Genomic DNA, 12,680 nt, shown 5'->3' on the forward strand with positions numbered 1-12,680 from the left:
GCACCCGTTCAGCTCCGCCAGAGCGGAGGCGAATCTAGAGCCGGAAGCGGCCTCGGGCAACGTCCGGTTCGCGCCGGCGGCTCAGCGCGGAAAGCGCAGGTCCAGCCCGCGTTCGATCCAGCGGGCCTCGATCGTGTCGAGATCGGTCAGGCCGGCGGGGTCGGCCCTGCGCGGCGCCTCGGCGAGGCCGGGCTCGCGCTGGCGCTCCCAGAGGCCGAGCAGCCGCCGCAGCTCCGGCAGCGGCTCCACATGATCGTCCACCCGCAGGTCCAGGTCAGGAAAATCCTCGGTGGACACCATCACCAGGGCGGCGGACTGGCGGCCGCGCCGGTCGCCGCCTGCCGCCTCCCCCGCCATCAGGGCCTGCACCAGCCGGCGGGGCAGGGACAGGCCGCCATGCACGGCGAAGGCGGCCTCGGTATCCTGCAGCACGGCCGGCCCCGACAGCATGTTGCCGGCGAAGGAGACATGGGGCGCCCCGCTATGCCCCGCCCAGGCGACGCAGTGCCGCCCGGTCCAGGCGGCCACGCGCCCCTGGCGGTCCACCGCATGGACCTGGCGCAGCTCGCGCCCGTCATCACCGGCCAGCGCCTGTTCGATGGCGGCGGCCGGATGCAGTCCGGCCCCGATCCCGTCCAGCACGGCGGGGCCGAGATAGCGGTTGGTGAAGGATTGCGTGGACACCGCCCCGACCCCCGCCCGCACGAAGGGGCAGGAGGCCCCCACGGCGAGATTGCAGGTGGTCACGGCGACGGCGAAGGTCTCGCGATGCGGGTCGTGCGCGACGATGGACCAGGTCACGGCGCAATCTCGCTCCCTGCGAAGGGAGGAATCCTTCCGCAGCACAGCGAAATCTATTCCGCCCGCTCCCATGGGCGCCAGCGCCGCCGGGGATCGGGCATGGGAAATTTTCCGGCGTGCGAGGCGAGCGCGAGGTAAGTTTCCCCTCCAGATTGCATTAACCTATTCAACCCGTATCAATAATTTAGCTATCCGCCCGATAGATAATGATCGAGCGAAAAACCTGTGCCAAAATCCCCCCGCCGGCTCGCTCCGAGTGAGGATCGGGCCAGATCAGGGGATCAGGACGGTGAGCGACACGCTCTCACACAAAGACGGCCTACCATCGCCCGGCCGGCCTGACCTGGATGCCTCCGGTACTCCCGTTGGGATGACGGGGGCCGAAGCCACGGCCCGGCCAGCCGATCCGCTGACGCCGCGGCCTTCCTATCACCCGGAGGAAGGGGCGCCGGACCCGCGCAGCGAATGGTTCGGCATCGCCCGGGCCCTGCTTTACGCCCTGCTGGTGACGGCCTTCCTGACCTGGCTGATCTTCCTCTGGGTCGGCTGACCCCGGATCGGCCGCCCCCGGGCCGCCGCGGAACGGCCCGCCCGATGCGAGGCGGCCGCTAGGGCGACCGGCAGCACGCGATGCGGCGGGGCAGGAGGACGCCCGGCCGCCCTTGCCCATGTTGCGTCATGTTTCCGCTGCGCCGCCGCGGAAGTCTGCGGCTTGGCAGCCCTGGCCCGGCCCGGCTATCCCGTCACCCATGCGCCGACGCGATTTCTCCCTGGCTCTCATGGGCAGTGCCATGCCGTTGCTGGCCCCTGGGGGAAAGCCGGGCGGATATCCGGCCGCGGCCGCCACGGCCCATGCCCAGCCCGCCGCGCTGCAACGCCTGGCGGAGCGCCTGCACCGGCTGGAGGAGGACGGGCTCAGCCCCGCCGACTACGCCATTCCCGCCGAGGCCGCCGTCGCCGCCGATCCCGCCGCCCATGCGGCAGGGCTCATACGGGCCGCCTCGGCGGCACTGTCCGACCTGCTGCTGGGCCGTCTGCGCCTGCCCGCCAACCGCCCCGACATCCTGCGCGACCCCGCCGCCATCCCGATGCCGCGCTGGCAGCTCGACCTGCTGGGCGCCGCCGACCCGGCCTCGGTGATCGACCGGGCGGCCCTCGCGCCCCCCGATGCCGCGCTCCTGAAGGCGGAGCTCGCCAAGGCACGCGCCATCGTCGCGGCGGGCGGCTGGCCCCGCGTCCCGGGCGGCGGCACGCTCGACCCCGGCGCCAGCGACGCGCAGCGCGTGCCGGCCCTGCGCGCGCGGCTCGCCGTGGTGGACCCGGCGCTGGCCGCGGCGCCGGTGGAAGGAACGGGCGAGACCTATGACGGGGCGCTGGCCGCCGCCCTGCGCCGCTGGCAGGAGGAACAGGGGCTGGAGGCCGATGGCCGCCTCGGCCCGATCACCCTGGCGCAGCTCAACCGCCCGGCCTCGCAGCGGGTGGACCAGCTCCGCGTCGCGCTGGACATGCGCCGCGCCGCGCCGCGCCCGCCCGCGGGCCGCCGGATCGAGGTGAACATCCCCGATTTCCGGCTTTTCGCGCTGGAGGGAAGCCGCACCCTGCTGCGCATGAACGTGGTGGTCGGCCGTCCCGACCGCGCCACGCCGCTGCTGCGGGTCTCGATGACCACGGTGCAGTTCAACCCGCCCTGGGGCGTGCCCGCCCGCAACGCGCGCGAGGACCTGCTGCCGAAGTTCCGGCGCGACCCGAGGGCGATGGTGGCCAAGGGCTTCCGCCTCTTCGCCACGATCGACGGGGAGCGCGTGGAGGTCGATCCGACCACGGTGGACTGGGCCCGGATACGGCCCGACAACTTTCCCTATGCGGTGCGCCAGGATGCCGGGGATTCCAGCGCGCTCGGACGGCTGAAGTTCATCATGCCCAACAACGAAGACATCTACCTGCACGACACGCCGGACCGCTGGGCCTTCAACCGGCCCGACCGCGCCTTCTCGTCCGGCTGCATCCGACTGGAGCGACCCATGGAACTTCTCGACCTTGCCATGGATGGCATGGGCTGGGACCGGGAGCGCATGCAGCGCACCTTCGACACCCGGCAGACGATCAACGTGCCGCTGAAGCGGCCGATCCCGGTGCGGCTGATCTACAGCACCGCCGTGGTGGAGGAGGGGCGCCTGCGCCTGCGGCCCGACATCTACGGCCTCGACGCCGCCTATGCGCGGGAGATGGACCGCAGCGCCCCGCGCGTGGCGGCCGCCCGATGAGCCACCGTTCCCGCCTCGACTGCCCCTGCTGCGCGGACGCGGCCCGCAGCCCCGCCTTCCGCCGGCGGGAGGTGATCCGCGCCGCCCTGGGCGGCCTCGCCTGCGCCGCCGCCGCCACCCCCGTGCTGGCCGATTCCGGCCCCCCGCGCGTGCTGCGCATCCAGCGCGCCTATGCCGAGACGGACGACCAGTTCGAGGGCGTGTACTGGGAGAACGGCCGCTACGTCCGCACCGCGCTGCAGAAGCTGGACTACGTGCTGCGCGACCTGCCGACCGAGGAGGTGACGCCGATGGACCCGCGCCTCTTCGACGTGCTGCACGCCGTGGCGCAGCAGATGGATTCCGGCGAGCCCTTCCAGGTGATCAGCGGCTACCGCGCGCCGGAGCGCAACGCCAACCTGGCGCGGCAGTCGCGGCGCGTGTCCACCGCCTCGCTGCACATGTCCGGCATGGCGGCGGATGTGCGCCTGCCGGACCGCGATTCCTATGCCATGGCGCGGCTCGCGGCGGAGATGCAGATGGGTGGCGTCGGCCTGTACCGCCGCGACGGCTTCGTGCACCTGGATTGCGGCCAGCCCCGCCGCTGGGGCTGAGACGAAGGGCACACTGGCCACCCCCGGGGGAGAGGCCTCGCCTCTCGTCCCGGAACCCCCTCTCCGCCAGGACTCTTCGAGCCCTGGCCTCCGGGAGCCGGCGCCGGTCTCCCCCGGCCCGCGGGTTCCATCCCGCGGAACTGGCGGAAACAGCGGGCACCAGGGAAGAAGACAGAGACCCTGTCCGCGCTTGTGGCACCCGCGGTTGCCGGAAAGCGAGGCTCTCCGGCGCGAACTCCCTTGCTTGCCCGCCGATCACAGGTTATAGGAATAAAATCAACAGACCATCCCCGTTCCACTGCCGCCATGCGAGCCACGGCACCGCTCACCCCTGGCGCGGTTCTCAGGCAAGATCTGCCTGCCCCATAGGGCGGAGTCTGCATCCGACTGGGCGGATAAAAGACTAAAAGCCTAAAACTGCTAAAGCCCTAAAGTGACACGCACGGAGGTTCTGTCCAACCCTGGGCAGCCAGGCCGGACCCCCGCGCGTCCAGGCGCGATCCGCCCGTGGGGTGCGCCCGCCTCAGCCCATCCGGCCGCGCCCGGCATGGCCCGCCGTCGCGCGCCGCATCGGATGCGTCAGGCGCAGCCCGGCATGGCGCAGGGTCTGTCCGAGCGCCACGGCGGCGGCCAGGGCCGCGCCGGCCCGGGGCGTCGGCGCCAGCCGCAGGAAGATCGCCAGCGCCTCCCGCCGCGAGCCGCGCTGCGCCAGGGCAAGGGCCAGCAGCAGCGTTGCCTCGCCCGGCAGGACCCGGGGGCTGAGCAGGCAGCCCATCCCGCACGGGGCGCCGAGCTGTCGCAGCGCCTTGTCCAGATCGTCCCTGGCCTCGCCGATCCCCAGCGTCGCCAGCGGCGCCTGCATCGCCATGGCCGGGGAGCCGCCCTTCCGGGCCGCCTCCGACCAGCGCCGTATGGCCTCCAGCAGCACCGCCTCCGGTTCCGGCAATTCCTCCGGCGTGATTCCGAGCCAGGGCCAGCTGGGCAGTCCTTGAGTCGCCATCTCGGCCTCCTGCGCGTCGCGAAAGGACAGCTTGGGCCAGATGAGAACCGATCTCAAACAGCTTTCGGGGTTCGCGCCCGGTTTTTCAGTGGAAATCCCGCGATCGGCCCAACCGGGGAATGGCCCGGGGGATGGAAGACCGTGGCGAACCGCCCCGCCCGATCTCATCCGCCCGGGCAAGCTGGGTCTCCGCCGGAAAGGCGCCACCGGGCAGGTCGAGCCGGTGCAGGCCGTCCAGAATCGCCGAATGGTCCTCCAGCCGCCGCGCGATCAGGTGCAGGATCGGCACGGCGCCGCTGTCCTCGCGCTCCAGCCGCCCTTCCGCCACCAGCAGCCGCGCGCCCAGCACGGCGGGCCGGTGCGCCGCCACCACATCCGGATAGAGCACGAGGTTGGCGGTGCCATGCTCGTCCTCCACGGTGAAGAAGACCACGCCCTTCGAGGAGCCGGGACGCTGCCGCACCAGCACCAGCCCGGGCAGGCGGATGCGGGCGCCGCGTGGGGCATGGAGCAGGCTGCGCGTGTTCACCGGGCCGAGCCAGGGGCGCAGCAGGGCCAGCGGATGCGCGCGCAGGCTGAGCCCGGTGGCGCCCCAGTCCAGCGCCAGCCTCTCGCCATCGGTGAGCGGCGGCAGGGTGGGGGCGGCCTCGGCCGCGGCGGCGAAGAGCGGCAGCTCGTCCGGCGGCGGGGCGGGCTCGGCCGCCCTGGCGGCCCAGAGCGCGGCGCGGCTGTCCAGGCCCAGGCTCCGGAAGGCATCCGCCCGGGCCAGCGCCGTCACGGAATCGCGCGGCAGGGCGGCGCGGCGCACGGCATCGCCCATGTCGCGGAAGGGGCGCGTGGCCAGCAGCCGCCCGGCGGCCTCCGCGTTCAGCCCCTGCACCAGGCGGAGCCCCAGCCGCAGCGCGAGGCCGCCGACGCTGCCGGGATCGGGCTCCAGCGCGCAATCCCAGCCGCTGTGATGCACATCCACCGGCCGCACGCGCACGCCATGCTCCCGCGCATCGCGGACAAGCTGCGCCGGGGCGTAGAAGCCCATGGGCTGGCTGTTCAGCAGGGAACAGGCGAAGGCCGCCGGATGGTGCCGCTTGATCCAGGCGGAGGTATAGACGAGCTGGGCGAAGGAGGCGGCATGGCTTTCCGGAAAGCCATAGGAGCCGAAACCCTCGATCTGCCGGAAGCAGCGCTCGGCGAAATCACGCTCGTAGCCACGCGCAACCATGCCCTCGGTGAACTCGGCGCGGAACTGCTCCACCTGTCCCTGGCCCTTGAAGGTGCCCATGGCGCGGCGGAGCTGGTCGGCCCTGGCCTCGCTGAACCCGGCGGCGGTGATGGCGAGCTGCATCGCCTGTTCCTGGAAAAGCGGCACGCCGAGGGTCTTGTGCAGGACGCCCCTCAGCTCCTCGGAGGGATAGGTCACGTCCTGCGGGTTGGCGCGGCGGTGCAGATAGGGATGCACCATGTCGCCCTGGATCGGGCCGGGCCGCACGATCGCCACCTCGATCACCAGGTCGTAGAACTCCCTGGGGCGCAGGCGCGGCAGCATGTTCATCTGCGCCCGGCTTTCCACCTGGAAGACGCCGACGGAATCCGCCCGGGATAGCATCGCATAGGTCTCGGCGCAGTCCTGCGGCACGTGTTTCAGGTCCAGCCTCGGCCCGCCGCCCGCCTCGATCAGCGCGAAGGCGCGGCGCAGGCAGGACAGCATCCCCAGGCCCAGCACATCCACCTTCAGGATGCGCAGCACCTCGATGTCGTCCTTGTCCCATTCCAGCGTGGTGCGCCCCTCCATGGCGGCGCGCGTCACCACGGCGAGCTCGGTCAGCGGCCCCTTCGTGATGACGAAGCCGCCGACATGGGTGGAGAGATGCCGCGGGAAGCCGACCAGCTCCCCGGCCAGTTGCAGCGCCCAGGCCAGGCGGCGGTCGGCCTCCGGCTCCAGCCCCTGCTCGCGCGCGATCTCGGCGAAGCTCGCCTGTTCCAACCCCCAGGCCCCCTTCGCCAGCCGCGCGGTGATGTCCTCGCTGAGCCCCATCGCCTTGCCCGCCTCGCGGATCGCGCCGCGCGCGCGGAAGCGGCTGAGCGTGGCGGCGATGGCGGCGCGGTCGCGGCCATAGCGGTCGTAGATGTGCTGGATCACCTCCTCGCGCCGCTCATGCTCGAAATCCACGTCGATATCGGGCGGCTCGTCGCGGGCCTCGGACAGGAAGCGTGCGAAGAGCAGGTCGTGCTTGTCCGGCGGCACGGCGGTGATGCCCAGCACGTAGCAAACGGCGGAATTCGCCGCCGAGCCGCGCCCCTGGCAGAGGATGCCCCGCCCGTTGGCGAAGCGGACGATCTCGTCCACGGTAAGGAAATAAGGGGCGTAGTCCTTGGTCGCGATCAGCCGCATCTCGGCCTCGATCTGCCGCGCCACCTTCTCCGGCACGCCTCCCGGCCAGTGCGTGCGGCAGGCTTCGGCGACGCGCCGCTCCAGCGTCTGCTGCGCGGTGAGGCCAGGCTCCAGGATCTCCTCGGGATATTCGTAGCGCAGTTCGCGCAGCGAGAAGCGGCAGGCATCGAGCACGCGGGCGGTGTTCGCCACCGCCTCCGGCCAGCGGCCGAAGAGGCGCCGCATCTCGGCCCGCGGCTTCAGATGCGCCTCGGCATTGGCCAGGGCGTGCTCGCCGAGCCGGTCCACCGTCACGCCAAGGCGGATCGCGGTCAGCAGGTCGGCGAGCGGCCGGCGCCCCGGCCGGTGGAAGCGCACCCCGCCCGCCGCCAGCAGCGGCTGCCCCATCGCCGCCAATGCGTCGAGCCGCTTCGCATCGTCGCCGCCATGGCGGTGGATGGCGGCGCAGAAGAGCGGCATGGCGAGGCGCCGCAGGGCGCGCGCGTCCTGCCTCAGGCGCCCGGCGAAAGCCGCGTCGGGCTGGTCGGGCGGGATCAGCGCCATGACCCAGCCCTCGGCGGATTCGATCATCTCCTGGCGGGACAGGTGGCACTCGCCCTTGGGTGCGCGCATCCGCCCATGGCTCAGCAGTGTGGCGAGGCGGCCATAGCCGGCGCGGTCCGTGGGCCAGACGAGATACTCGGTGCCGTCCGGCAGGCAGAGGCGGCAACCGGGCACGAAGCGGAGCCGGATCTTCTCGTGCTCCGCGGCCGCCAGGCCGCGCACGAGGCCGGCCAGGGAATTGCGGTCGGCGATGCCGAAGGCGGCATGGCCCAGGGCCTTGGCGGTGAGGGCCAGCTCGTGCGGGTGGGAGGCGCCCTCCAGGAAGGTGAAGTTCGAGAGGGCACCCAGCTCGGCATAGGCTTCGGTCACGCGAAATAGCCGTGCAGGAACCAGCGCGCCGGGGCGTCCGGCGCATCCAGCCCGGCGCGGCAGACCCAGAGCCGGTCGCCCATCTCCGTTTCCAGCCGGTAGTAGTCGCGCAGGGCCCGGGCCGGGTCGTCCCGCCACCATTCCGGCAGGAGGCGTTCCGGCCCCTCGGCCCGGCGGATGCGGAGCTGGCGTCCGTGCAGGGTCAGCCGAGCGGGTGCGCCGTCCGGCAGGGCGGCCACGGCGCTCACCGGCTCCGGGCGGGGAAGGAGACGCACCGGGCGCGGGCGGTCCCGCCAGGCGCGTGGCTGCTCCGGTACGAGCGGGGTGAGCGGCGGCACGCGGCGCATGGCGCGTTCCGGCAGATGCGAGGCCTGGGGCTCCAGCCGCCAGACCGGCAGGCGCGTTTCCAGCCGGTCGAGGAGCTGGGCCAGAAGAAGCTGGTGCCGCGCCGAATCGGCCTGGCTGCCGGCGAAGCCCTGCTGCGCCGGTGCCAGCGGATCGGTGCGGCCGGCCAGCAGGGCGATCCGGTCGAAGCCGAAGCCCGGCGCCAGCTCCTCCAGCCGGTCGCGGAACAGTCGGGCGAGATGTGCCGGGTCGCGCATCGGCAGGCCGGTACCGACCGCGATCTCCTGCACGCCGTTTTCAGTCCACTGGGCATCGGCGCGATGGGCGCGCAGCAGCAGGTGCCGGGCACCGAGCCCGGCCTCGTCCAGCTTCCGGCAGAGCGCGTCGAGCAGCCCGGCGAAGACCGCGTCGATGGCGGCGCGGGTCACGATGGGCTCCGGCAGGTCCCGCGCCACGCCGAGGTCGGGCGGCGGGCGGACGGGGCGGATCGGGCGGCGGGCGCGGCCCGCGACGCCATCCAGCAGCGCGGTAAGCGCCGGCCCGAAGCGGCGGGCGAGGGGGATGCGCGGCTGGGCCAGGACCTCGCCCACCCGCCAAAGGCCGAGGCGGCGCAGTTCCGTGGCCACAGCTTCCGCGACCGGCAGGGCGGTGAGGGGGAGCGAAGCGGTGGCCTGCCGTTCCCCGCCAGGGGGCACGATGGCGGGGACTCCGGCCCGGGCCAGGGCCAGGGCAGCCTCCGGCGTGCCGGCCACGGCGCCGATGGCGGCGAAGCCCAGCCGGGCGAGGCGCGAGACGGCCTCGTCGCGCAGCCCGGCCTCGCCGCCTGTTCCAGTGCAGCCGGCGATATCGAGGATCAGCGAGTCCGGTTCCTCCGCTGCCGCGAGCGGGGTGAAGCGGAGCGCCCAGAGCGCCAGCCGTTCCAGCATCGCGGGAACGGCACCGGGCGATTCAGCTTCCAGCCGCAGGCCGGGATGCAGGGCCTGTGCATCCGCCAGGGGCTGGCCGGGATACAGGCCCAGCGCCTCGGCCGGAACGCTGGCGGCGATCACGAGGCGGCGCGGCCCGCGCTGGCCCCAGAGGGCGACGGGTTCCTCCACTCGCAGCAGATCGGTGGGGAGCCGCGACAGGTGCAGGGCCAGGAAGCGGCGCTCCCTGGGGCAGGGCGGTTCCCGGCCCCGCGTTTCCGGCGGATCGGCGGAAGGCGGAGGCGGTGCCGCGGCGGCCGGGTTCAGGCGAGGCGGGCGGTAGGCACGTCGTCGCATGCCGCATCCTCCCCGGCGGGGTTCTCGGGGATCAGAGTCTCGCTGGCCGGGCGCCAGGCGACATCCCACCGTGCGGGACGGGCGCTGCGGGCGCGCAACAGTTCCAGGCGCCATTGCGGGTCGCCCAGGTCGTGGCGCGACAGGCCGGTCCCGGCCCGGCCGGACACGCGCCAGCGGGTGAGGGCCACGCCGGCTCCCGCTTCCTCCGTGTCCTCGCGCAGCAGCAGGCCGATGCCGCCGCCAGTCTCGGCCGCGAGCTGCAGGCGGCGGGCGGCGGTGTCGTCCGGCCGATAGCCGGCGAGCAGCACGCCGCCGACGGCCGGGCAGCGCAGGGCTTCCTCGGCGGCCCAGAACGCATCCACCGCCCGCTGTGCCCGCACCAGGATCAGTCGTGCATGAGGCAGGCCGAAGCGGGACAGGCCGGGCGGCCAGGCATCGGGGGAGGGAGCGATCCAGAACACCGTGCCACCGCTGCGCGCCAGCAGCAGGGCGGCGAAGCCGGTGGCGGCACCCGAACTGCTCTGCAGGATCTCGTGCAGCGCGGCGCGGGGCAGGCCGGCGCCGCCGGGCAGGGAGGCATCGATCGCCGGGGTCAGGGGAATGGCATCGCCATTCCCGCGATCACGCTGCCGGGCCAGGGCCTCGGCCGCCCCCGCGCGCTCCATGCGCGACACGCGGGCACGCAGGGCGGCGAGGAGGGCGGGCCTGTCCATTGGGGGGCTCATGGACAAGGAGAACCGACTCCGGGGTTGCTTGTTCCCTTTATGTTCGCCCAGGCGGCAGATTCGGGTCAAGCATGACGGAGTCGGGAGCAGATGCCGGAGGAGGGGGCGATCCCGCTCCGGAACGGGATCGCCGGAGGATCAGCCGCGACGGCGCTGCTCCAGATCCCAGGCCGGGCGCGCCGCCTCGGTCAGTGCCTCGCTACGGCTGATGCCGATGTCGGAGAGCATGCGATCATCCATCTCGGCCAGTTGGCGGCGGCTCTCGATGGCGTGATGGACGCGGGCCAGGACGTCCAGGAATTGCCGGATGACACCCGGACGCGCCCCTGGTTGCGCAAAGCCCCGGCCGCGGGCGGCGGCCGTGCAGGCACCGGTGGCGAAGCTGTTGCGAGCGAGGTGGGCGGACATGGGAGTCGTTCCTGTTGTTGGACGACCTCTCTATGTTCCATCCACGCTGTTGAAGGAAACGAGTTGTTTTGACGATCGGCATCAAGGATATTGATGCCATGTTCGGCCTTCCACCTGGGATCGACCCCGACCTGCTGCGCTCCTTCGTGCTGGTGGCCGAAGGCGGCAGCGTCACCCGTGCCGCCCAGTCCGTGGGCCGCACGCAATCCGCCGTCTCCATGCAGATGCGCCGGCTGGAGGAGCTGTTGGGCCAGCCCCTCCTGGCGCGTGGGCCACGCGGCTTCCTGCCGACACAGCACGGCGCCTGGCTGCTGGACCGGGCGCGGCGGCTGCTGGAGCTGAACGACGAGATCGTGGCGGGCTTCCGCACGCCCGAACTGGCCGGGCGGGTGCGGCTGGGCACGCCCGACGACTACGCCCTGATCTGGCTGCCCGAGATCCTGTCGCGCTTCGCCCAGTCGCATCCGGCGGTGGAGATCGAGCTGGTCTGCCTGCCCAGCACCGGACTGCTGCGCTGCTTCGATGCGGGGGAGCTGGACCTGACGCTCTTCTCCGCCGGCAACGAGGCGCCGGGCGTGCTTTCCGAACGCCTCTGGCGCGGGCCGCTGCACTGGGTGAGCGCCACGGATCAGCCGGTGCACCTTCGCCGGCCCCTGCCGGTGGCGCTGTGCATGGAGGACTGTCCCTGGAGCCGGGCCGCGATCAAGGCACTGAACGATTCGGGGCTGCCCTGGCGCGTGGCCTATCACTCGGCCTCGCAGACCGGCACGCATGCCATCGCCCTCGCGGGCCTCGCGGTGACCATGGGGCTGACGGGGATGCTGCCCGCCGGGCTGCGCGTACTGGGCGAGGAGGATGGGATGCCGCGCCTGCCGGATTTCGAGGTGGCGATGCGGGTGCACCACAATGTGCCACTGGCGGCGCGGCTGGGGCGACACATCTCGGACAGCTTCCGGATGCAGTTGCAGAGTCTGCCCAGCGCCGCCTGAGCGGGATGTTGCGGCGGCTCCGGGCCGGGCCCATAGAGCGCGCCCCGGGATGTGCCATCAGGATGGTGAAGGTGCGGTTAAGGTGAGCGACAGGCAGGCGCGGGAAGCGGCACGCTTCACCGGGATCATGGAGGATGGCGCCCTGCTGCGCCGCCGCGTGGCGGTGGAGATGCGGGACAGCGTACTGGCGGTGGTGGACCGCTGCGAGGCGGCCATGCGGGATGGAGGGACGCTGTTCTTCTGCGGCAATGGTGGCTCGTCGGCAGATGCGCAGCATCTGGCCTGCGAATGGACGGTGAGGCTGCGTGGCGCTGTCGCCAGGCCCTCCTGGCCAGCGGTCGCCCTGGCGGCGGATTCCGTGACGATGAGTGCCAGTGGCAATGACTTCGGCTTCGCGGAGGTCTTCGCCCGCCCCTTGTCCGGACTGGGGCGTCGGGGGGACGTGCTGTTCGGCCTTACCACCAGCGGCCGGAGCCCGAATGTGGTGCGGGCACTGGAAGTGGGGCGGGAGATGGGGCTGGCCACCGTGGGCCTGCTAGGCGGCGAAGGAGAGCCGGCGAGGGGCTTCTGCGACCACGTCCTGCTGGTTCCCTCGGCGGAAACGGCACGGGTGCAGGAGCTCCATATCACGCTGGGCCACGCCATCCTGGAGCTGTTGGAGGACCGCCTGACGGGCCGGAGATAGGCCAGCCGGAAAAACTGCGGAGAGGGGTATTTACAGGCCTGGAAGCCCCCCATATAAGGCGGCCCACGGACGGCGCGGTTGGTCTTGAGGGGCTGACGGGGCGCTGGTCTGTGATCCCCTGAGGGGTGTTGTTGATTTGTGCTGGATGGCTTTTCCGGAAGGGAGGGCGATCTGGGTGGATTGACGGCGCTGTGAGGCGGGAATTGTTCCTTGAAGGTGTGAATAGGGGTTTTACTGTAGGAAGCCTGGATGTTTTGCTTGAGTGATTTGGCACGAGGTTGCTGGACGACTTGAGTGGGACCGTGGC

The 12,680-nt window shown here is 72.3% G+C and carries 11 protein-coding genes; 5 read left to right on the plus strand and 6 right to left on the minus strand.

The genetic code is table 11. The annotated features are described in order from the left end of the window. Window positions 1-81: 81 nt before the first annotated feature. Window positions 82-801, minus strand: a complete 720-nt coding sequence (locus CTJ15_RS07590) for a DUF1028 domain-containing protein (protein WP_058390357.1) — start codon at window positions 799-801, stop codon at window positions 82-84. Between the two features lie 370 nt (window positions 802-1,171). On the opposite strand from CTJ15_RS07590, the gene CTJ15_RS07595 reads away from it, so the two are divergent. The 3 genes from CTJ15_RS07595 (at window position 1,172) to CTJ15_RS07605 (ending at window position 3,658) form a co-directional block, all read left to right on the plus strand. Beyond that, on the plus strand, window positions 1,172-1,351 hold the full coding sequence (locus CTJ15_RS07595) for a hypothetical protein (RefSeq protein ID WP_019460142.1): 180 nt from the start codon (window positions 1,172-1,174) through the stop codon (window positions 1,349-1,351). Window positions 1,352-1,550: 199 nt separating this feature from the next. Next, the gene (locus tag CTJ15_RS07600) at window positions 1,551-3,065 is read left to right on the plus strand and encodes a murein L,D-transpeptidase (RefSeq protein WP_099781423.1); all 1,515 of its coding nucleotides are present in this window, start codon (window positions 1,551-1,553) and stop codon (window positions 3,063-3,065) included. Next, a complete protein-coding gene (locus CTJ15_RS07605; RefSeq protein ID WP_019460144.1) occupies window positions 3,062-3,658 on the plus strand; it encodes a DUF882 domain-containing protein in 597 nt (198 codons plus the stop codon). Before CTJ15_RS07600 ends, CTJ15_RS07605 begins: the two co-directional genes overlap by 4 nt. Before the next feature lie 523 nt (window positions 3,659-4,181). Here CTJ15_RS07605 and CTJ15_RS07610 read toward each other — a convergent pair. From CTJ15_RS07610 to CTJ15_RS07630, 5 genes are all read right to left on the minus strand, one after another. Continuing rightward, window positions 4,182-4,715, minus strand: a complete 534-nt coding sequence (locus CTJ15_RS07610) for a hypothetical protein (RefSeq protein WP_075823404.1) — start codon at window positions 4,713-4,715, stop codon at window positions 4,182-4,184. Between the two features lie 28 nt (window positions 4,716-4,743). Next, on the minus strand, window positions 4,744-7,959 hold the full coding sequence (locus CTJ15_RS07615; RefSeq protein ID WP_099781424.1) for an error-prone DNA polymerase: 3,216 nt from the start codon (window positions 7,957-7,959) through the stop codon (window positions 4,744-4,746). Beyond that, window positions 7,956-9,566 (minus strand): DNA polymerase Y family protein, encoded by a 1,611-nt coding sequence (locus tag CTJ15_RS07620; RefSeq protein WP_099781425.1) that lies wholly within the window; start codon window positions 9,564-9,566, stop codon window positions 7,956-7,958. Before CTJ15_RS07620 ends, CTJ15_RS07615 begins: the two co-directional genes overlap by 4 nt. Continuing rightward, complete coding sequence (locus CTJ15_RS07625; protein WP_099781426.1) at window positions 9,533-10,279, minus strand: ImuA family protein; 747 nt, start codon at window positions 10,277-10,279, stop codon at window positions 9,533-9,535. The genes CTJ15_RS07620 and CTJ15_RS07625 overlap by 34 nt, the downstream gene beginning before the upstream one ends. 150 nt (window positions 10,280-10,429) lie before the next feature. Further along, window positions 10,430-10,699: a DUF1127 domain-containing protein gene (locus CTJ15_RS07630; RefSeq protein WP_019460149.1), complete on the minus strand. Its 270-nt coding sequence runs from the start codon at window positions 10,697-10,699 to the stop codon at window positions 10,430-10,432. Between the two features lie 98 nt (window positions 10,700-10,797). Between CTJ15_RS07630 and CTJ15_RS07635 the strand changes: the two genes are divergently transcribed. Both CTJ15_RS07635 and CTJ15_RS07640 read left to right on the plus strand, forming a co-directional pair. After that, on the plus strand, window positions 10,798-11,688 hold the full coding sequence (locus CTJ15_RS07635; protein WP_037250426.1) for a LysR substrate-binding domain-containing protein: 891 nt from the start codon (window positions 10,798-10,800) through the stop codon (window positions 11,686-11,688). A gap of 82 nt (window positions 11,689-11,770) precedes the next feature. Beyond that, entirely contained in the window at window positions 11,771-12,373 is a 603-nt protein-coding gene (locus CTJ15_RS07640) for an SIS domain-containing protein (protein WP_226946076.1), read from the plus strand. Window positions 12,374-12,680: the final 307 nt, after the last annotated feature.

This window comes from Roseomonas sp. FDAARGOS_362, from assembly GCF_002754815.1.
In the GTDB taxonomy this organism is placed as follows: domain Bacteria; phylum Pseudomonadota; class Alphaproteobacteria; order Acetobacterales; family Acetobacteraceae; genus Roseomonas; species Roseomonas mucosa.